The sequence below is a fragment of the Rhodococcus shunpengi genome, from assembly GCF_048381395.1.
Lineage (GTDB): Bacteria > Actinomycetota > Actinomycetes > Mycobacteriales > Mycobacteriaceae > Rhodococcus.
This window is the reverse complement of the sequence record NZ_JBLWIU010000012.1, coordinates 649909-668109: the sequence shown is the minus strand read 5'-3', so window position 1 is coordinate 668109 and position 18201 is coordinate 649909. Positions and strand designations below refer to the sequence as shown.

18 protein-coding genes are annotated in these 18201 nt (G+C 67.5%); 8 read left to right on the top strand and 10 right to left on the bottom strand.

Annotated features, from left to right (window positions below):
• Window positions 1-22 precede the first annotated feature (22 nt).
• Window positions 23-1234 carry an acetyl-CoA C-acetyltransferase gene (locus ACNJ7K_RS08350; RefSeq protein WP_159417277.1) on the top strand — a complete coding sequence of 404 codons (1212 nt, stop codon included), beginning with the start codon at window positions 23-25 and terminating at the stop codon, window positions 1232-1234.
• A 231-nt stretch (window positions 1235-1465) separates the two neighbouring features.
• Window positions 1466-1900: a DoxX family protein gene (locus tag ACNJ7K_RS08345; protein WP_174246971.1), complete on the top strand. Its 435-nt coding sequence runs from the start codon at window positions 1466-1468 to the stop codon at window positions 1898-1900.
• Window positions 1901-1933: 33 nt separating this feature from the next.
• Here ACNJ7K_RS08345 and ACNJ7K_RS08340 read toward each other — a convergent pair whose 3' ends face one another.
• From ACNJ7K_RS08340 to ACNJ7K_RS08300, 9 genes are all read right to left on the bottom strand, one after another.
• Window positions 1934-2968: an NADP-dependent oxidoreductase gene (locus tag ACNJ7K_RS08340; protein WP_159417276.1), complete on the bottom strand. Its 1035-nt coding sequence runs from the start codon at window positions 2966-2968 to the stop codon at window positions 1934-1936.
• A gap of 87 nt (window positions 2969-3055) precedes the next feature.
• Window positions 3056-3220 carry a hypothetical protein gene (locus ACNJ7K_RS08335; protein ID WP_174246970.1) on the bottom strand — a complete coding sequence of 55 codons (165 nt, stop codon included), beginning with the start codon at window positions 3218-3220 and terminating at the stop codon, window positions 3056-3058.
• 163 nt (window positions 3221-3383) lie between these two features.
• A complete protein-coding gene (locus ACNJ7K_RS08330; protein WP_487041467.1) occupies window positions 3384-5870 on the bottom strand; it encodes a glycoside hydrolase family 2 protein in 2487 nt (828 codons plus the stop codon).
• Window positions 5871-5885: 15 nt separating this feature from the next.
• Entirely contained in the window at window positions 5886-6845 is a 960-nt protein-coding gene (locus tag ACNJ7K_RS08325) for a DUF1839 family protein (protein WP_268654809.1), read from the bottom strand.
• Entirely contained in the window at window positions 6842-7798 is a 957-nt protein-coding gene (locus ACNJ7K_RS08320; RefSeq protein ID WP_268654810.1) for an amino acid--[acyl-carrier-protein] ligase, read from the bottom strand. The genes ACNJ7K_RS08325 and ACNJ7K_RS08320 overlap by 4 nt, the downstream gene beginning before the upstream one ends.
• On the bottom strand, window positions 7795-8982 hold the full coding sequence (locus tag ACNJ7K_RS08315; RefSeq protein WP_268654811.1) for an acyl-CoA dehydrogenase family protein: 1188 nt from the start codon (window positions 8980-8982) through the stop codon (window positions 7795-7797). The genes ACNJ7K_RS08320 and ACNJ7K_RS08315 overlap by 4 nt, the downstream gene beginning before the upstream one ends.
• Window positions 8979-9221, bottom strand: a complete 243-nt coding sequence (locus ACNJ7K_RS08310; protein WP_268654812.1) for an acyl carrier protein — start codon at window positions 9219-9221, stop codon at window positions 8979-8981. The genes ACNJ7K_RS08315 and ACNJ7K_RS08310 overlap by 4 nt, the downstream gene beginning before the upstream one ends.
• Window positions 9218-9646 carry a holo-ACP synthase gene (gene acpS / locus ACNJ7K_RS08305; RefSeq protein ID WP_268654813.1) on the bottom strand — a complete coding sequence of 143 codons (429 nt, stop codon included), beginning with the start codon at window positions 9644-9646 and terminating at the stop codon, window positions 9218-9220. Before acpS ends, ACNJ7K_RS08310 begins: the two co-directional genes overlap by 4 nt.
• Window positions 9647-9882: 236 nt before the next feature.
• Entirely contained in the window at window positions 9883-11253 is a 1371-nt protein-coding gene (locus tag ACNJ7K_RS08300) for an NAD(P)/FAD-dependent oxidoreductase (RefSeq protein WP_159417274.1), read from the bottom strand.
• Between the two features lie 153 nt (window positions 11254-11406).
• On the opposite strand from ACNJ7K_RS08300, the gene ACNJ7K_RS08295 reads away from it, so the two are divergent.
• From ACNJ7K_RS08295 to ACNJ7K_RS08285, 3 genes are all read left to right on the top strand, one after another.
• Window positions 11407-12303, top strand: a complete 897-nt coding sequence (locus ACNJ7K_RS08295; protein ID WP_159417273.1) for a LysR family transcriptional regulator — start codon at window positions 11407-11409, stop codon at window positions 12301-12303.
• A gap of 109 nt (window positions 12304-12412) precedes the next feature.
• The gene (locus ACNJ7K_RS08290; protein WP_230793011.1) at window positions 12413-12877 is read left to right on the top strand and encodes a hypothetical protein; all 465 of its coding nucleotides are present in this window, start codon (window positions 12413-12415) and stop codon (window positions 12875-12877) included.
• The gene (locus ACNJ7K_RS08285; RefSeq protein WP_487041466.1) at window positions 12850-14031 is read left to right on the top strand and encodes a transposase; all 1182 of its coding nucleotides are present in this window, start codon (window positions 12850-12852) and stop codon (window positions 14029-14031) included. Before ACNJ7K_RS08290 ends, ACNJ7K_RS08285 begins: the two co-directional genes overlap by 28 nt.
• On the opposite strand, the gene ACNJ7K_RS08280 is transcribed toward ACNJ7K_RS08285, so the two are convergent.
• The gene (locus tag ACNJ7K_RS08280) at window positions 13952-14539 is read right to left on the bottom strand and encodes a PadR family transcriptional regulator (protein WP_120280735.1); all 588 of its coding nucleotides are present in this window, start codon (window positions 14537-14539) and stop codon (window positions 13952-13954) included. The two genes, ACNJ7K_RS08285 and ACNJ7K_RS08280, sit on opposite strands and share 80 nt — an antisense overlap.
• Window positions 14540-14668: 129 nt before the next feature.
• Between ACNJ7K_RS08280 and ACNJ7K_RS08275 the strand changes: the two genes are divergently transcribed.
• Genes ACNJ7K_RS08275 through ACNJ7K_RS08265 form a run of 3 tightly spaced genes read left to right on the top strand, consistent with a single transcriptional unit; the run spans window position 14669 to window position 18151 of the window.
• Window positions 14669-15784 (top strand): aromatic ring-hydroxylating dioxygenase subunit alpha, encoded by a 1116-nt coding sequence (locus ACNJ7K_RS08275; protein WP_487041465.1) that lies wholly within the window; start codon window positions 14669-14671, stop codon window positions 15782-15784.
• Between the two features lies 1 nt (window position 15785).
• A complete protein-coding gene (locus ACNJ7K_RS08270) occupies window positions 15786-16766 on the top strand; it encodes a PDR/VanB family oxidoreductase (protein ID WP_487041464.1) in 981 nt (326 codons plus the stop codon).
• A gap of 32 nt (window positions 16767-16798) precedes the next feature.
• Window positions 16799-18151, top strand: coding sequence for an MFS transporter (locus tag ACNJ7K_RS08265; protein WP_120280738.1), 1353 nt, complete (start codon window positions 16799-16801; stop codon window positions 18149-18151).
• Window positions 18152-18201 lie beyond the last annotated feature (50 nt).

Genomic DNA, 18201 nt, shown 5'->3' with positions numbered 1-18201 from the left:
ACAACCCCGATCGAGGTACATCATGACCGACGTAGTGATCTGCGAACCCCTGCGCACCCCGGTGGGCAGGTTCGGCGGTGTCCTGAAGGACATCGCACCCGAGGATCTCGCGGCCACCGTCATCCGCGAACTCGTCGCACGCACCGGCATCACCGGTTCCGACATCGACGACGTCTTCCTCGGCCAGGCCTCCCCCAACGGTGAGGCCCCCGCCCTCGGCCGCGTCGCCGCCCTCAACGCCGGTCTCGGCGTGGACGTTCCGGGCCTGCAGGTCGACCGCCGCTGCGGCTCGGGTCTGCAGGCGATCGTGCAGGCCGTCATGCAGGTGCAGACCGGCGCGAGCGACCTGATCCTCGCCGGCGGTGCCGAGTCGATGAGCCAGGCCGAGTTCTACGCCACCGGCATGCGCTGGGGCGTCAAGGGCGAAGCCGTCGCCCTGTCCGATCGTCTGGCCCGGGCCCGCGTCACCGCCGGTGGCCGTGACTTCCCCGTGCCCGGCGGCATGATCGAGACCGCCGAGAACCTGCGCGCCGAGTTCTCCATCAGCCGCGAGGACCAGGACGCCCTGGCCGTGCAGTCGCACCAGCGCGCCGTCGCCGCCCAGAAGAACGGTGTGTTCGCGCAGGAGATCGTGCCCGTCACCGTGCCGCAGCGCAAGGGCGATCCGCTCGTCGTCGACACCGACGAGCACCCCCGCGCCGACACCTCGATGGAGACCCTCGCCAAGCTGCGCCCGATCCGCGGCAAGGTCGATCCCGAGTCGACCGTCACCGCCGGCAACGCCAGCGGCCAGAACGACGGTGCCGCCCTCGCGATCGTCACCACCGCCGAGAAGGCCGCCGCGCTGGGTCTGCGTCCGCTCGCCCGCCTCGCAAGCTGGGCGGTGGCCGGTGTGCCCCCACGCACCATGGGCATCGGCCCGGTGCCCGCCAGCGAGAAGGCCCTCGGCCGCCTCGGACTGACCCTCGCCGACATGGACGTCATCGAACTCAACGAGGCGTTCGCCGCCCAGGCCCTCGCGGTCACCCGCTCGTGGGGCATCGAAGCCGACGACCAGCGCCTGAACCCCAACGGCTCCGGCATCTCGCTCGGACACCCGGTGGGCGCGACCGGCGGACGCATCCTCGCCACCCTGCTGCGCGAACTCGACCGCCGTGAGGGTCGCTACGGACTCGAGACGATGTGCATCGGCGGCGGCCAGGGGCTCGCCGCTGTATTCGAGCGCATCGCCTGACGGCGACCGACGGCGTTCGAGCGCATCGCCTGACGGCGACCGACGGCGTTCGAGCGCATCGCCTGACAGCGACCGACGGCGTTCGAGCGCATCGCCTGACAGCGACCGACGGCGTTCGAGCGCATCGCCTGACAGCGACCGACACCGTTCGAACGCATCACCTGATGTGACCTACGGTGCTCGCGACGCGATCCCCGTCGCGAGCACCGTACAGTCCGTACGCTCGTGATCATGAGCGATGTACAGATAACTCCACCGACCGAAGCCCCCGCTCCGCCCACGACACGAGCCCGGACCCTCGCGCGTTATCTGCTGGCCGCCTCACTCGTCTTCGCCGGGCTGAGCCATCTCTTCTGGGCCCGCAAGGACTTCCAGGCCCAGGTGCCCGATTGGGTGCCGATGGACAAGGACGGCGTGGTCATGGCATCCGGCGGTGTCGAGATCATGCTCGGCGCCGGACTCGCCGTGGCGAACCGGGACCGCGTCCGTGTCGGCCGCCTGGCCGCACTGTTCTTCGCCGCCGTCTTCCCGGGCAACATCGCCCAGTATCTCGGCAAGCGCAGCGCCTTCGGTCTCGATACCGACCGTAAGCGCCTGATCCGCTTGTTCTTCCAGCCGGTGCTCATCCTGTGGGCCTTGTGGTCCACCGGAATCCCCCGACGCTGACGCGGCCGGCGCCGGAGGGCGGACCGGTGTCCGTCACTCCGGCGCGACCCGCACGAGCATCTTGCCGAAGTTCTTTCCTTCGAGCATGCCGATGAACGCCTCCGGGGCGTTCTCGAGTCCGTCGACGATGTCCTCGCGGTACGCGAGCTTTCCGTCGCGGACCCATGCCGAGGCCTCACGCAGGAAGTCGCCGTACATCTCCTTCACGAACTCGCTCTGGATGAAACCGCGGATCGTGAGGCTCTTGGTGAGGATCGAATTGAACAGTCCCGGAAGACGGTCCGTGCGGTTCAGATCCGCACCGTTGTACTGCGCGACCAGCCCGCACACCGGGATCCGCGCATAGGTGTTGAGCAACGGCCACACCGCTTCCTGGACGGGACCGCCGACGTTCTCGAAGTACACGTCGATGCCGTCGGGCACCGCCTCCGCCAGCTGGTCGGGGAAGTTCGGGTCGCGGTGGTCGATCGCCGCGTCGAAACCGAACTCCTCGATCAGTGCGCGGCACTTCTCCGGTCCGCCGGCGATGCCGACCGCGCGGGCGCCCTTCAGCTTCGCGATCTGCCCCACGGCCGATCCCACCGGCCCGGTGGCGGCAGCGACGACGACGGTCTCTCCCTCCTTGGGCTGTCCGATCTTCAGGAGCCCGGAATAGGCTGTGAATCCGGGCATTCCGAGCACGCCCACCGCGGTGGAGATCGGCGCGGCCTGCGGATCGAGCTTGCGTACGGTGGAGCCGTCGAGGACGGCGTGCGACTGCCAGCCGGCTCCGGCCAGGACGTAGTCGCCCGGCTCGAGACCGTCGTACCGCGATTCGACGACCTGGCCCACCGTTCCGGCGACCATCACGTCCCCGAGTTCGACGTGCGCGGCATACGACTTCGCGGTGCTCATCCGACCGCGCATGTACGGGTCGAGGGACAGGTAGACGACGCGCAGGTGGATCTGGCCGTCGCCGACCTCCGGCAGATCCACCGTCTCGAAACGGAAGTTGTCGGCAGTGGGCGCCCCCTCCGGACGCGACGCAAGAACGATGCGGGTGCTCTGACTCGTCGTGGCTTCACTCATGCCGACAGTGTGCCGCACGCGCAGATGTCCTGAACGCTGCGCGCGGGCACTCCGGCAGGCACGATGTCAGGCCGGAGAGTCTCTCGGTCAGGCGCTGCGCTGTACCTGTCCGCGAGGCACCTGGTAGTTCGAGAACAGCTGCGAGTGGATGACCTCGGTGAAGGACGGTCCGTCCTGCTCTGTCCGGGCAGGACGGCGAGTGGACGAAGCGGTGCGCGAGGCACCCATCTGCGACGTGGAGCGGATCGCCATGTCGATCTCCTCTCGGAAGGCGGGGAGAGGTGCCACCGGCACCGTACAGAAGGTGCAAATCGGGTGAGCGACCCCTTGGGAGATACATATACCCCGTCGATGCCCGATATGCACCTGTCGATTTCGGCGCGCCACACACCGCCCCGCCGGGAGCCTCGGGAAGCTACCCCTCGACCTCGTGGCCGTCGGAGGCGGGAAGCACCCGGATCGGCACGCTCGTGGCCGAGTTCAATGCCCCCACCCGACCGATCGGCGTCGCGGCCGGATCACAGGCCCGCACGGTGATCGTGCGAGAACCTCCGGGAGGCAGGTGGAACCAGGAATCCTGCAGGTCACCGCCGGTGACGTCGAGGTGCACGTACTGCGCCGCACCCTCGGTCCGCACCTCCACGCTCCACCCATCGGGGACGGGTCGAGCGGTCGCCGTGAGACCGATTCCGCGCTCGACGGGCCGTGCCGGACCACCCACGAGATGCACCGACTCCGCCAGCACCGCACCGGCGTGATCCACCAACCGGGCGGTCGCCGCGTCGAAAGTGCGCGGCCCGAATCGATACGCAAAATTGACATCGGTGAAACCGCCCGTCACCGATGCCCACGAGGTCACCCGGGTCTCGTGCGGGGCGAGATGCAGCGGCACGGACACGTCCACCGGTACCGCACCCGAGGGGGTGTGGGCCTGCAACTGCAGCGTGACGTCGAGAACGTCGGCGGTGTCGTTGATGGCGTCCACACGCAGGCCGTCGAGGCCGTCGTCGGTGAGGAGGACGGTGACGGGCGCGAACACCCGGGCCAGCACCCACCACGGAGCCTTCGGGTTCCCGTCGGCGTCGAGCACGCCCCATCCGGCACCCGGCTGCAGGTCGCGGGCGGACAGGATCAGGGCACCGCGACATCCTGATCCGGACCGTCGCCAGTACTGCAGCACCTCGGTGAACGCTTCGCAGATCGCCGCCCGCCCGAGCGCGAGATACCGCGCGGGGTCGGACCACCGCACCTCGGCGGGGTCGACCCCGAAGAGCGTGCGCACATAGTGGTCTCGTACGTCCTCGAAGTCCCACGACGCGCCGTTGTCGCGCGGCACAGCCGACTTCCACCGCGGATGGTGACCGGCGACATTCACACTGCCGAACGCGGTCTCGATCGCCGTGTCGGAGGGTGGAATCGAGAAAGCGAGGCATTCGGCGGCGAAGCGCACGCCGGCAGCGCGCACATCGGCGAGAGGACGACGGTAACCCCCGACACCGAAGTAGTGCGCCACACCCGAACCCACCGCGATCGGCAGTGCGTCGCTACCCGGGGGTGCGGACGGTGACGACGACACCCACACCGTGCCCGGTAGCTCACGGTCGACGATCGCAGGCAACCAGTCGTCGAGTGCCGGGGTGGATGTCTCCGTCAGACCGAGCATGGCCGGTTGCTGCTCGGTCTCGCTGCCTCCGCACATCACGACGGGTGCCGGGTTTCCGCCCCATCGGCGCGCCAGTGCACGGACCTCGTCCTCGAGCAGCGAGCGGAAGTGCGGGTCGTCGGGTGGATCGGTGGTGGCGAGCATGACGTCCTGCCACACCATGATGCCCAGTTCGGCACACGCCGAGTAGAACTCGTCGTCCTCGTAGATCATCGTGCCGGGGATGCGGATCGTGTCCACGCCCGCCGACACGCAGCGTTCGAGGATGCGCCGGGTTCCGGCCGAGTCGTTCAAGGTGATCGGGTCGGTCGGTGTCCACACCAGTCCGCGGCAGAAGACGTCGACGTCGTTGATCCGCAGGCCGAATCCGTCGCCCGAAATCTGTTCCACCGATCGGAAACCGATAGTGCCCGGTTCCATCCGATGCCCGTCCAAGAGGATGTGTGCCGCGTACAGGTTCGGGTCGCCGTAGGTGTGCGGCCACCACCGCTGCACCTCGGGAAGCGTCACCTGCATCCGCACGCGCGCTGTCCCGTCGGACCCGTATTCGGGCCGGGTGTGCGCCGCCGCCCCGCCGATCTCCACAGCGACCTCGGAGACGACGGCTCCTGCCAGCACGAGATCGACGTCGACGATCCCGTCGGATCCGCATAGACGCGTTCGTATCCCGCGTTCCAGCACGACGGGTTCGCCGGAATCGACGAGACGAACAGGGCGCCACGGTCCGACCGGTGCCGGAGCTCCCGCGTAGACCGGGGCGCGCCCGAGCATCGTGGTGCGGAACCACCGCAATCCCTGGGCCGGTACGAGCGACGAGCGCCACCGTCCGCGCGGCCGACGCTTGCGGAGTGCAGCCTCGAGCGAGGCACATCGGATCGCGATCCGCGTCGTCGACGGCAGGCGGTCGAGGACGACGGTCAGCGGCGCGAACATCGATTCCGACGTCGCGACGCATGTGCCGTCGACCCATACCTCCGCGAGGGTCGCGAGCCCGTCGAAGGTCAGATGCCACGGTCCGTCGCCGGACACCTCGACGTCGGTGACGAACCACCAGTCGTCGCTGTCGGGTGACGACGCCCGGGCCGCCGCGACTCCGTCGGTCTCCCGAATCGCGCCTGCCGCCGTCCCGGGTATGCGGACCGGCAACCAACAACCGTCCTCCGGAAGGTCGCCGGGATGCTCGACCGACCCGGGAGCGATACGGAGACAACGCCATCGCGCATCGTGCAGGAGATCCATACGAGTCGAGTCCCGTCACCGCACCCCGGTGGCGCGGACGACGGTCGCCACGGCGTCCTCCCAGGCGTCGGCCATCGCCGTCAACTGGTCGCCGGGATCGACGCTGCGGCCGCGTGCCGCACGCGCCATCCGGAACTGCACGCTCTTGGCACCCTCGGCGACCGCGCGGAATCCGTCGGCTGCGGCGGCCGCACCGGGATATCCGCGACCGTCCATGTAGACGCTCACGTCCGCGGCGAGTTCGGCCGTGGCACCGCACTGGCGGAGCACCCCGAACGTCCACGGATGGAAGACGTCCATCCCGCCGGTGCGGATCGAGTCGATGTCGGCGAGCACCCGCTTCCCGAGTTCGCGCACCGGATTCGAGCCGGCACGCATGCGTAGGTGACGGAGCACCACCGTGTCGAAGGCATCACGCTGCGGTTGGGCCGCGTCGAGGCGCACCTGTTCGAGATAGGGAGGCCAGGTGGGCACCGGTTCGTCGAGGCCGAACACTCCGCGGAAGTCCTCACCGGTGAGGACGTGATAGCCGCTGTTGTGGAAGTACTCGAGCGTCTCGGTGTCGCGGTCGATGACGTTGGGCACGATCGTCGTCTTCGAACGACTCTCCCGGTATCCGGTGCCCTCGGTGTCGGGCAGCCAGAAGGCGTCCACCTCGATCGTCGACAACATACCGGCGGCGGCGTTGTCCTCGAGGTGATCCACCGGACGGCGCCAGACGTTCATCTCCGCGACGTCGATCCCGTACAGCGCCAACAGGTCCTCGGGACGGAACTTGAGGAAGGTCCACTGGGCGCCGTCGAACCGGGCCGAGAACGCGCACGCGGCCGCGGGGACCGGATCGTGGCCGAGCGAATGCAGCACCTCGACCCACAGGTCGACATAGCAGTTGGTCTCGGTCCAGATCCGGTCGGCAGCGTGCACGAAGTGCGGTGAGTACCCGTCGACGCGGACGTCGATGAGCCGATCGCTCACGGGAACAGCCTGTCGCGTACCGAAGCGGGCCAGCGGTCGACGTCGAGCCCGTGGGTCCGCAGCAGTCCCAGGGCGATCCGCTCCATGCCGAATCCGACGCACGCGCTGTGCGCGACTTCGCCGTCGGCGGTGCGGATCTCGAAGGTCTCGCCGAAGTGCTCGCGATGGCAGTTGCACGAGACCACGGCGGTGCCGTCGTCGAGGTCGCCGTAGAGCCGGACGGTCAGCTCGGTCTTGAGGTTCTCGGTGCGCTGGTTGACGGCCAGCATGCGCCCGGCCCGTCCGAAGAAGGGGTCGTTGGCGGGCACGGCGGTCGCGTCGAGACCCAGAGAGCCGAGCACCTCGAGTCCTCGCTCCACCCAGGAATCACGATGCTGCGCAGCATCGTTCTCGGTGCCGATGCGCACGAACTCGTGCATGCGGAAGGCCTGCATGCGAGCGGGGTCGACGGCCGGTTCGTGCCGGAAGCAGTAACCGAGGACGTCGAGCAGTTCGCCACCCTCGCGCAGCGTGCCGGTGTACCGCGAGTAAGCGGGATGACATGCGGCGGAGACGAGCACGGTGTCGGCGGGTTCGAGCCACGGATCCCACGCCTCTCCCCGCGACCGCGCGGCGAGCAGTTCGGCGTGCTCGGCGTTGCTGCCCGCGAAGGTGTTCACCGCTCCGGTCAGGTGCGGGAAGGAGGCGATGTAGTCGGTGCGCTCGAAGCTCGTCCGCGGAAAGACCGGAGGGAAACGTAGGCGCGTGGCCGCCCGGCCCGGACCCGCCGCGACCACCACGCGGTCGATGCCGTCGACGATGTCCTCGAAGACACCCGAGCGTCCGTAGAGGCCGGGAACACCGGTCTCCACGAGCAGTTCGGCCTCGAGTAGCTGCTGCTGGAAGTCGAGGCGGGCGCGCTCGAGCTCGGACAGCTCGTCGCTTGCGGCGCTGGTAATGGCTGTACTTGTCACAGCGTCCCCCGGTAGGCGATCGACAACTGGGCCGAGTTGTTCATGATGCGGTCGTTGTTGACCATCACGGCGGCGCCGTGCGCGTCGCGCAGGTGGCGGCCGAGCGAGTACTGCGAATCCTCGCGGTATCCGGCGATCCCGCAGATGAGCATCGCGCGGTTCACCAGATCCACGACGAGCGTGGACGCAGTGACCTTGAGGTTGTTCATGGCGAGCGAGAAACCCATGCCCGACATCGATTCCTCCTGCGCCGACGCGGCTGCGTCGAACCGGGCGGCGGACCCGGCGACGAGGTCGGAGAACTGCTGGTGCACGGCGGCTGCTTCGGCGAGTCGCAGCGCACCGGGCGGGGTGACCCCCGGGCTGCGGCGGGCCGCCGACCGCACGAACGAGCGGGCCTTCTCCATCGCCGCGTCGGCGATTCCGAGCCACACCGCCGACCACACACTGTGCGAGACGGGAAGCATGGTGCGCGACGAGATCTCGGCGTAGGCCGTGCCGACGACGAGATCGGCGGACGTCGTGGCAGTGAGGACGAATCCGGGACTGCAGGTGCCGCGGAGTCCGAGGGTGTCCCAGCTGCCGGTGGGTTCGAGGTTCACGTCGTCGCGTCGGCATACGACGAGCACCTGGTCGCTGGGCGGGCTGTCGGCGGTGCGACGCGCGGTCACCAGGATCGCGTCGGCGTATTCGCCGTACGAGATGACCGGTGCGTTCTTCGTCAGAGTGACGGTGTCGCCGTCGCGGGCCACGGCGCAGACGCTGCTGCGCACGTCGCCGCCGGTGCCGAGTTCGGTGGTCGCCGAAGCGATCAGGTAGTCGTTCGCCACCGCTTCGGCGACGAAGACCGCCACACCCGGGGTGGAGTGGTGCACCAGCGACAGGATCTGCGTCTGGTGCATCGCGAAGATCATCGCGGTGGAGGCGCAGTACCGGCCGAGGATGCGGGCGACGGCGCACAGCTCACCGAGGGACGCTCCCTCCCCGCCCTGATCGACGGGGACGGCACAGTTCAGCAGCTTGTGGGTGCGCAGCGCGTCGACGGCCTCGTGCGGAAAGCGTCCCTCACGATCCACCTCGGCGGCCGCGGGGCCGGCGCTCTCGCGTCCGACGAGTTCGGCACGGGCGAGCAGCGACAGCCCGGCATGCTCCGCGACGGTGAGGGGCGCGGACGTGGATGTCACGCGACGCCCAGTTCCATCAACGCCGACCTGATGGCGCCGACGCTCGCGAAGGTGCTCTTGCGCAGCAGTTCGTCGGGGAATTCGACGTCGAAGGCGTCCTCGAGGGCGAGCATCACGTTCACGCTGGCATGCGATGTCAGGCCGAGCTCGTAGAGGTCGGCGGCGGGATCGAGCGCCGTGCTGTCGACCGACAGCTTCGCGTGCTCGCCGAGGACCTTGCGGATCACCTGCTCCGTCATGGATGTTCTCCAGTTTCTGCTTCGTCGACGCGGGTCGCCACGACCGTCGCGATGGCGTATTCGAGCTCGTGGGAAATCGAGACCTGAATGTCGGTCACCTGTTCATCTCGTGCCAGGGTGGCCGCGTTACCGGCCAGTACGACCGTGCATCCGCCCCAGTCCGCGCGGCGGATCTCGATGGCCCGCCAGGGAACTGCGTGCTCACGCGGACGCAGGACCTTCATGACGGCCTCCTTCGCGGCGAAGCGTGCCGCGAGGCGTTGGGCGCGATCCGATCCGGTGCACATCTCCAGCTCGTGCGGGGTGAACACGCGCTGCAGGTAGCGGTCGCCGAACCGGTCGATGCTCGACGCGATGTCGCGGACGGTGACGACATCGCAGCCGACGCGTGTCGTCGCGACGCGGGGGCCGCTGTCATCGTTCATGGGTCACTCCTCGGGATGCGCTGCACACGCTAGCCGCAGGTCGGCGGATCTACACCACTCGAACGTCTCTGGCTTGCAGGACATCCCGGAAATCACCCCGACTTTCACCCGCCGGTCGCGGCAGTGCGCGCGGTGAATCGGGACTCGCTACCGCAACACGCCGCGTCGATCCCGGTTCGGCGCGCGAACGACGAAAGGCCCCGACCGGGCGGTCGGAGCCTTTCGGGGGTCTGTAGTTATGCGGACGTCCGCACGGGTTCCTTGTCGCTCTCCGGCTCGTCCTTCGCTGCCGACTCCTTCTCCACAGCGGGCACCGGGACGGTGTCCTGCGCGTAGTAGAAGTGCGGGCGACGGTGTCCGAGGAAGGAACCGCACCAGGACATGACCGCGATGTACCGGTTGCGGAATCCGACCAGGTAGACGAGGTGGACGGCGAGCCACAGCACCCAGGCGATGAAGCCGGTGAGCTCGATCTTCCCGACCCGCGTGATGGCGCGGAACCGGTTGATGATCGCCATGCTGCCCTTGTCCTTGTACTGGAACGGGGTGCCCATCGCGACCTTGCCGGTGATCATCTTCGCGACGTGGCGGCCACCCTGCATGGCGAACGGCGACTGCGCCGGCAGGTTGTCGAGGGTGACCATGTCGCCGATGGCGAAGATGTTGTCGCTGCGGCCGACGGTGAAGTCGGGGTCGACGAGCAGGCGTCCGCCGCGGACCGTCTCGCAGCCGGTGCGCTCGGCGAGCACGTCGGCGAAGTCGTTGGCCTGGATTCCGGCCGACCAGATGATGGTCTCCGCGGTGAGGCGGCGGGTCTCCTCGGTCGTGGGCGTGGTGAGCATGGCACCGTGCTCGTCGATGTCGGTGACCATCGTCCCGAGGACGACGTCGACGCCGCTCTTCTCGAGCGACTCCTTGGAGTACTCGCTGAGCTTGCCGCCGAACGGGGGCAGCACCTTGTCGGCGCCCTCGACGAGCGTGACGGTGACGTCGTCGGCGCGGATGTTGCCGATGTTCTCGGCGAAGTAGCGCTGCGCGAGTTCCTTGATCTGTCCCGCGAGCTCGACGCCCGTCGGGCCGGCACCCACGACGATGAAGCTGAGCAGATTCTTCCGACGCTCCGCATCGGTGGTGACGTGTGCTTCCTCGAAGCACCGCACGATCTGGCGACGCAGCTTCTCGGCGTCCTCGACCGTCTTCAGCGCGTACGTCAGGTCGGCGAACTCGTCGCGTCCGAAATACGCCTGGCGCGCGCCGGTCGCGGCGACGAGGTACTTGAAGCCGAGGCGGAGACGCTGGCCGCCGGCCTCGTAGACGACCGTGTTCTCCTCGGGGAGCACGTCGACGACGCGGCCCAGGCGGACGTCGGCATTGGGGTACTCGGCCAGGATCGCACGCACGGAGGGGGCGATCTCACCGGGCGAGAGGACACCGGTCGCAACCTGGTAGAGCAGAGGCTGGAAAAGATGCTCGGTGGTCTCCGAGATGAGAACGAAGGGCGTGCCGGCCTTGGCGAGCTTCTTGGCGGTGGCCAATGCTCCGAAGCCGGAACCCACGATGACTACATCCGTCCGATCGACCAGGGTCACTGTGTCCGCATCGTCCATGCTGCCGTAAACCTCCACGTACTTGTCATCTCCGTTGATGTATGACTCCCAAGGTAGGTACGAAGGACCCTTGTTCTCCACTAACCTGGGATATTCGAAAAACTGTTATCTGTTTCGCTCATAAATGCAGATGGCACGTTCCCCGGAGGAGACATGGATTTCCGTCAGTTGCGCTACTTCTTCGCCGTCGGCGAGGAGGGCAGCTTCTCCCGTGCCGCCCAGCGCTGCTTCATCTCGCAGTCGGCGATCAGCCATCAGATCGCGAAGCTCGAGCACGAACTGGGCACCACCCTGTTCGACCGCACCACCCGTTCGGTCAAGCTCACCTCGGCCGGCCAACGCCTGATGCCGATCGCCGCCGAAGTGCTCAGCCTCGAGGCGAAGGCCCTGGAAGTGGGCCACGAACCGCGGGAGAGCATCCGCATCACGGCGAACATGAGCTTCGCGTCGCAGAGCCTCGATGCCATCTCCAGCGTCCGCGAGCGTCACCCCAAGATCGACGTGGAGTTCGTCATCAAGGACTTCACCGACCGCGTCAACGCCGTCGCGTCCGGGGATGCCGATCTCGCGCTCATCCGCGGCGACGTCGACCGCCCGGGGCTCGAGGCGATCCGTCTCGGCATCGAAGAGCTCGTCATCGTCACGTCGAGCGAGCACCCGCTGTCGGCGTTCTCCACCGTCGATCTCGGCGACCTCGCCCACTACCCGCTGCTGCTGCCGCCGCGCGGCAACCAGGTGTTGTTGCACCGCGTGGTCGAGGACGCCTTCGTCGAGGTCGGTCGTCGCGTGCGCCTCGGGCCTCCGATCGCGAGCGACCACACCGCGACTCTCGAGGTGCTCACCAACCCGAGGGCGTGGACCGTGCTCTACGCCGGCACCGCGGCCGACACACCCCGCAAGGGACTGAAGTTCATGCGCGAGATCCACCACCGGCTGCAGGTGCCGGTGTGCGGGGTGGTGCGGAGCAACGCGACACCCAATCCCGAACTCGAGTTCCTCATGCGGGCGCTCGCGCATTCGATCGTGCCGCCGACGGACAGCACGCCGTGATCAGACCACCGACGTCGGAGCGCGAAACGGTCATCGGTGCGCGCAATTCGTTGGTTGTCAGGATGGTCGTGAGACATCCTGACAACCAACGCGGGGATCGGAGTAACAGATGTCCGACCTCATCACCCTCCCCGTAGGACGAACCCGACAAGGCCACCGCGCATTCTCCATGGCCTACAAAATCGAGTTCTTGCGCCGATGGGACACCTGCGTCGAACGCGGAGCCAAGACCCGACTGCTGCGCGAGAACAATCTCGCCGAAGGCACCGTCCGCCGCTGGCTGCAGGCCCGCGATGAGGGACACTTGCAGAAGTCGATGGTCGAAGCAGCAGACAAAGCGAGGGACCGATTGGATAGTCGAGACCGCGCGGAGCTTGCCAAACTCCGCCGCGAAAACGAACGCCTCCGCGACAAGGTCGCCCAGAGCGACGCCGCCGTGGAGATCCTGGGAAAAGCATTCGAGCTCTTGCAGGGGATCCACAAGACCTCGACCGACGAGACCACCGAGATCCCGCCGGCATTGATGAGCGCACGCGAGTACGCGCTGTGGCTCGAGCGCAGAGCATTGTCCTGACCGACATCGTCACCGAATTGACCGAGGCGGGAACGTCCGTCACCCGGGGGTGCGCGCTCGTGGGAATCGCTCGGTCGAGCTACTACCGGCGGGCCCACCACTACCGGCACTATCAGCCGGTCACCGATCCGATCCCGCAGCGACAGCGGCAGCAACCCGCGGCGCTGTCGCCAGCCGAAAAGGACACCATCATCGCGTTGATCCTCGCCGAGGAGAACGCGGATCAGTCTGTGTGTCAAATCTATTGGCGTTCATTCGACGACGGATTGGTGGACTGCTCGGAGGTCACATTCTATCGGGTGGCCCGGGCCGAGAAGCTCACCGGGGACCGGCGCCGCAGCCGCACCGGAGGACCGTCGACGTCGCGGCGCACACCGGTCGTCGAGGCCCTCGACGTCGGGGACCTGTGGTCGTGGGACATCACCACGCTCAAGGGGCCCCGCACGCAGGACCTGTTTCGGTTGTATCTGGCGATCGATGTGTCCTCACGGTTTCCGGTGGCGTGGCGTATCGAGTACCACGAGGACAAGGCAAAAGCGGTGGAAATGTTCACCGAAGCGTTCACCGCGTTCGGGGCGCCGGGCGTGCTGCACGCCGACAACGGGGCATCGATGCGGTCGGGGTTGTTGCTCGATGCCCTCGCCGGGGCGGGGGTCGTGTCGTCGTTCTCTCGTCCGCGGGTCAGTGACGACAATCCGTTCTCGGAGTCTCTGTTCAAGACCATCAAGTACGACCTGACCTGTCCGGATCGTTTCGATGATATCGATCATGCTCGGCGGTGGACCGAGGACTTCATGAACCGGTATGCGCTCGAGCACCGGCACGGCGGGCTGGGACGTTATACGCCGGTGTCGGTGTNTTCCTCGGCAGTGCCGCCGAGGAACACCGACGTCGGCAGGAGCGTCTCGACCGGATCCACGAAAAGTATCCGCAGCGGTTCCGTCGTCGACCGGCAGCGCCGGCGTTACCGCAACCGACGGGAATCAACACACCTGTTCTGCCTCAGACAGGTTGACAACTTCCGAATTCCGCGCTCCGCCGACCAGTTCGCGCGTCGCTGCGGCCCCGGGCGACTCAGTTACGCGGCGACAGCTTGTCGAGGAGTTCGAGGCCCTGGCGTGCCCACGCGATCTCGGCCTCGCCCCGTCCGATGAGACCGTCGTACGCGAACGCCTTGAACGCGATGATCCGCTCGTGGTCCTCGGCCGGATACTTCTGCACGCGTCTCGCGATGGTCGCGTTGCTGAGGTCGAGGATCGCGTCGCGCACCGTGGTCCACTGGGCGATCTGTTCGGTGTAGTGGTCGATGTGCCGTTGCAGGCACTCGCGAGCACTGCGCGGGTCGGCCCATTCGAAGTAGGCCGCGCGCATGTGGGCGGCGTCGCGCACCGGGGCGTAGTCCAGCGGAGTGGACATCCACTCGCGGAAGGCCCGGATGCCCTCCTCGGTGATCGAGTACCGGGTCTTGGTGCTGTTGGGACCCCAGCGCACCTGTTCGCCCTCGACGAGGCCCTCGCGCTCCATCCGGCGTAGTTCGGGGTAGATCTGCGAGTCGGGCGCATGCCAGACGTGCCCGACCGACCCGCCGAACCGTTTCGCCGCGTCGTAGCCGGTCAGAGGCTCGGCGGTGAGCAATGCGAGCAGCGCGTATCGCAGGCTCATGGACCACCCCCTTTCCCCGGGCGAGTATTCCACCCTTGCGAATAACTATATCGATAGATAGTCTGTGCCCCAGCTCACCAACTATCTATGTAGATAGTTATTTCACCCTCAGTGTTCGGAGGATCCGACATGACCGATCTCGGCCCCACCGGGGCGACCGCGAAGAACATGGCCTACCCGCTCGACGCTTGGTACGTCGTCGCCTGGGATCACGAGGTGGGTCGACGCGAGATCCTCGCCCGCACCATCGCCGGCAAACCGATGGCCCTCTACCGCACCGAAGAAGGCCGTCCCGTCGCCCTCACCGACGCCTGCTGGCACCGTCTGGCGCCGCTGTCGATGGGCAAGCTCATCGGTAGCGAGGGCATCCAGTGCCCCTACCACGGTCTGCAGTACAACTCCGCAGGTCGCTGCACGCACATGCCCGCCCAGCAGACGATCAATCCGTCCGCGATGGTGGCGTCCTATCCCGTCGTCGAGCGGCACCGTTTCGTGTGGGTCTGGCCGGGCGATCCGACGCAGGCCGATCCCGATCTCGTCCCGGACATGTTCCAGATGGACTCCCCCGACTGGGCGGGCGACGGACGCACGATCGACGTGCAGGCCAACTACCAGCTCGTCCTCGACAACCTCATGGACCTCACCCACGAGGAGTTCGTACACTCGTCGTCCATCGGCCAGGACGAACTGAGCGAGTCCGACTTCGTCGTCACCCACGACGACCGCACCGTCACGGTCACCCGCTGGATGCACGACATCGACGCACCGCCGTTCTGGCTGAAGAACATGCGCGACAAGTTCCCCGGCTTCGAGGGCAAGGTCGACCGCTGGCAGATCATCGAGTTCCAGGCACCGTCCACGATCCGCATCGATGTCGGTGTGGCCAAGGCCGGAACCGGTGCCCCCGAGGGCGACCGCGGCCAGGGCGTCAACGGCTTCGTCATGAACACCATCTCGCCCGTCGACGAGCGCACTGCCCTGTATTTCTGGGCGTTCATGCGCAACTACCGTCTCGACAGCCAGCTCATCACCACGCAGCTGCGCGACGGCGTGCACGGCGTGTTCGGTGAGGACGAGGCGATGCTCACCGCGCAGCAGAAGGCCATCGAGGCGAACCCGGATCACGAGTTCTACAACCTCAACATCGACGCCGGCGGCATGTGGGTGCGACGCCTGATCCAGCGCATGGTCGAAGCGGAGCGGAACCTCACCTCGGCCACCGCCGTTCCCGAGGGAGCCCACTGACATGAGCAACAACCAGATCCGTTGGCAGCGGGCCCGAGTCGTGGGTGTCGAGCGGGCCGCCGATTCGATCGCCGAGATCACCCTCGCGGCCGACACCGCCCACCGCGTCGAACCCGGCGCCCACATCGACGTGCGTCTCCCCTCGGGCGACACGCGTTCGTACTCCCTCGCCGCGGGTGGTCCGGACGGTCGCCTCATACTCGGCGTCCACCGCTCCCCCACCTCGCGCGGTGGTTCCGAGTACATGCACTCGCTGCGCCCCGGCGACGAACTCGAGATCACCGAACCTCTCCAGAACTTCCCGCTGCGGGTCGGCGCACCGCGATATGTCCTGCTCGCCGGTGGCATCGGCATCACCGCGGTCCGCGCGATGGGGGCCGTGCTCCGCCGCCTCGGTGCCGACTACCGCTTCGTGTATGTCGGTCGCAGTCGCTCCGCGATGGCCTTCCTGTCCGAACTCGAAGCCCTCCACGGCGACCGTCTCGACGTCCACATCGACGACGAGGGAACGGGATTGGACGTCGTCGCGCTCGTCGACGGCGTCGATCACGGCACCGAGCTGTACATGTGCGGTCCGATCCGCCTCATGGATGCCGTGCGGCGCCGGTGGCACGACCGCGACCGGCCGATGCCGAATCTCCGCTACGAGACCTTCGGCAACAGTGGATGGTTCGACGCCGAGGAGTTCACGGTCACCGTGCCCGAACTCGATGTCACCACCACCGTCGGTTCCGACGAATCGATGCTCGACGCCCTCCGGCGTGCCGGTGTCGACATGATGTTCGACTGCCGCAAGGGCGAATGCGGCCTGTGCGAGGTCTCCGTCGCCTCGCTCGACGGTCGCGTCGACCACCGCGATGTCTTCTTCAGCGAGGAGCAGAAGCGCTCCTCGCGTCGGATGTGCGCCTGCGTGTCACGCGTGGTGCGCGATTCGGCGTCGTCCCGTTCGACGACGGGTGTCGTCACGCTCGACCTTCCCTGACCACCGCGCATTTCACACCACGAGGAAACACGATGGATCTTCGCGCACGCATCGACGCCTCGCCGATGCATCCCTACCAATGGATGGTCGTCGCCCTGTGCGTCGTGCTGAACATCCTCGACGGGTTCGACGTCATGGCCCTGGCGTTCACCGCCAAGAGCATCGGCAGCGACTTCGGGCTCGGCGGATCGGAACTCGGCGTGCTGCTCAGCGCGGGTCTGATCGGCATGGCCGTCGGTGCTCTCGCTCTCGCCCCGATGGCCGACCGGATCGGCCGACGGCCCCTGATCCTGATGTCGGTCGCGCTCGCCACCGCCGGCATGGGCCTGTCCGCGAGCGCCGGATCGGCGTGGGAACTCGGCATCTGGCGGGTCATCACCGGACTCGGCATCGGCGGCGTCCTCGCCTGCACCACCGTCATCGCGAGCGAATACTCGTCGGCCCGCTGGCGTGGGCTGGCCATCAGCATCTACACCGCCGGATACGGCGTGGGTGCCACGATCGGTGGTATGGCCGCCGTCGGTCTGCAGAGCGAATACGGTTGGCGCGCAGTCTTCGTCACCGGCGCCGTCCTCACCGGCCTGGTGCTCGCTCTCCTCGTCGTGCTGCTGCCCGAATCCCTCGATTTCCTCACCAGCCGGGGACGTTCAGGCGATCTCGACCGGGTCAACAGCATCGCGCGACGCATCGGCCAGAGCCCCGTCTCCGAGCTCACCCGCTCCGGCGACAAGGCGGCACCGCGGGCAGGACGGATCTCGGACCTGTTCTCCGGAAGCAACACCCGCTCGACGGTGCTGCTCTGGGCGGCTTTCTTCGCCACCATGTTCGGCTTCTACTTCGTCAACTCGTGGACGCCGTCGCTGCTCGAGACCGCCGGTCTCACGAAAGACCAGAGCGCCACGGCGGGCATGATGCTCACCCTCGGCGGCACCGTCGGGTCGGTGCTCTTCGGAGTGTTCGCCAGCCGATGGGCCACCCGATCGGTCCTGCTCACCTTCACCATCGCCGCCGCCGCGACCATGACCGTCTTCATCATGTCGATCTCGACCCTGATGCTGGCGTTCGCGCTCGGCATCCTGATCGGCGGACTCATCAACGGGTGCATCGCCGGTCTGTACACCCTCGCGCCGTCCCTCTACGGACCGCAGGTGCGGGCCACCGGCGTCGGTTCCGCCATCGGTATCGGCCGAGCGGGTGCCATCCTCGCACCGACCGCGGCCGGTGTGCTCCTCGATGCGGGATGGACGCCCGAACAGCTCTACTTCGGAGTGGCCGGAGTGGTCGTGCTCGCCGCGGTGGCACTGTTCGCGCTGCGCCCGGCACGCTCGGCGGACGCCTCGTCCGAGCCGGTGCCCGCCGCCGTCTCCACAGACTCGCGGAGCTGACCGACGGCCAGGAATCAGAGCGCGAAGTGGTCATCAGAGCGCGCAATTCC

Bases quoted from the DNA above. Each gene is read 5' to 3' on its own strand.
- ACNJ7K_RS08350 (WP_159417277.1), top strand. From the start codon at position 23: ATGACCGACGTAGTGATCTGCGAACCCCTGCGCACCCCGGTGGGCAGG.
- ACNJ7K_RS08345 (WP_174246971.1), top strand. From the start codon at position 1,466: ATGAGCGATGTACAGATAACTCCACCGACCGAAGCCCCCGCTCCGCCC.
- ACNJ7K_RS08340 (WP_159417276.1), bottom strand. From the start codon at position 2,968: ATGAGTGAAGCCACGACGAGTCAGAGCACCCGCATCGTTCTTGCGTCG.
- ACNJ7K_RS08335 (WP_174246970.1), bottom strand. From the start codon at position 3,220: ATGGCGATCCGCTCCACGTCGCAGATGGGTGCCTCGCGCACCGCTTCG.
- ACNJ7K_RS08330 (WP_487041467.1), bottom strand. From the start codon at position 5,870: ATGGATCTCCTGCACGATGCGCGATGGCGTTGTCTCCGTATCGCTCCC.
- ACNJ7K_RS08310 (WP_268654812.1), bottom strand. From the start codon at position 9,221: ATGACGGAGCAGGTGATCCGCAAGGTCCTCGGCGAGCACGCGAAGCTG.
- acpS (WP_268654813.1), bottom strand. From the start codon at position 9,646: ATGAACGATGACAGCGGCCCCCGCGTCGCGACGACACGCGTCGGCTGC.
- ACNJ7K_RS08300 (WP_159417274.1), bottom strand. From the start codon at position 11,253: ATGGACGATGCGGACACAGTGACCCTGGTCGATCGGACGGATGTAGTC.
- ACNJ7K_RS08295 (WP_159417273.1), top strand. From the start codon at position 11,407: ATGGATTTCCGTCAGTTGCGCTACTTCTTCGCCGTCGGCGAGGAGGGC.
- ACNJ7K_RS08290 (WP_230793011.1), top strand. From the start codon at position 12,413: ATGTCCGACCTCATCACCCTCCCCGTAGGACGAACCCGACAAGGCCAC.
- ACNJ7K_RS08280 (WP_120280735.1), bottom strand. From the start codon at position 14,539: ATGAGCCTGCGATACGCGCTGCTCGCATTGCTCACCGCCGAGCCTCTG.
- ACNJ7K_RS08275 (WP_487041465.1), top strand. From the start codon at position 14,669: ATGACCGATCTCGGCCCCACCGGGGCGACCGCGAAGAACATGGCCTAC.
- ACNJ7K_RS08270 (WP_487041464.1), top strand. From the start codon at position 15,786: ATGAGCAACAACCAGATCCGTTGGCAGCGGGCCCGAGTCGTGGGTGTC.
- ACNJ7K_RS08265 (WP_120280738.1), top strand. From the start codon at position 16,799: ATGGATCTTCGCGCACGCATCGACGCCTCGCCGATGCATCCCTACCAA.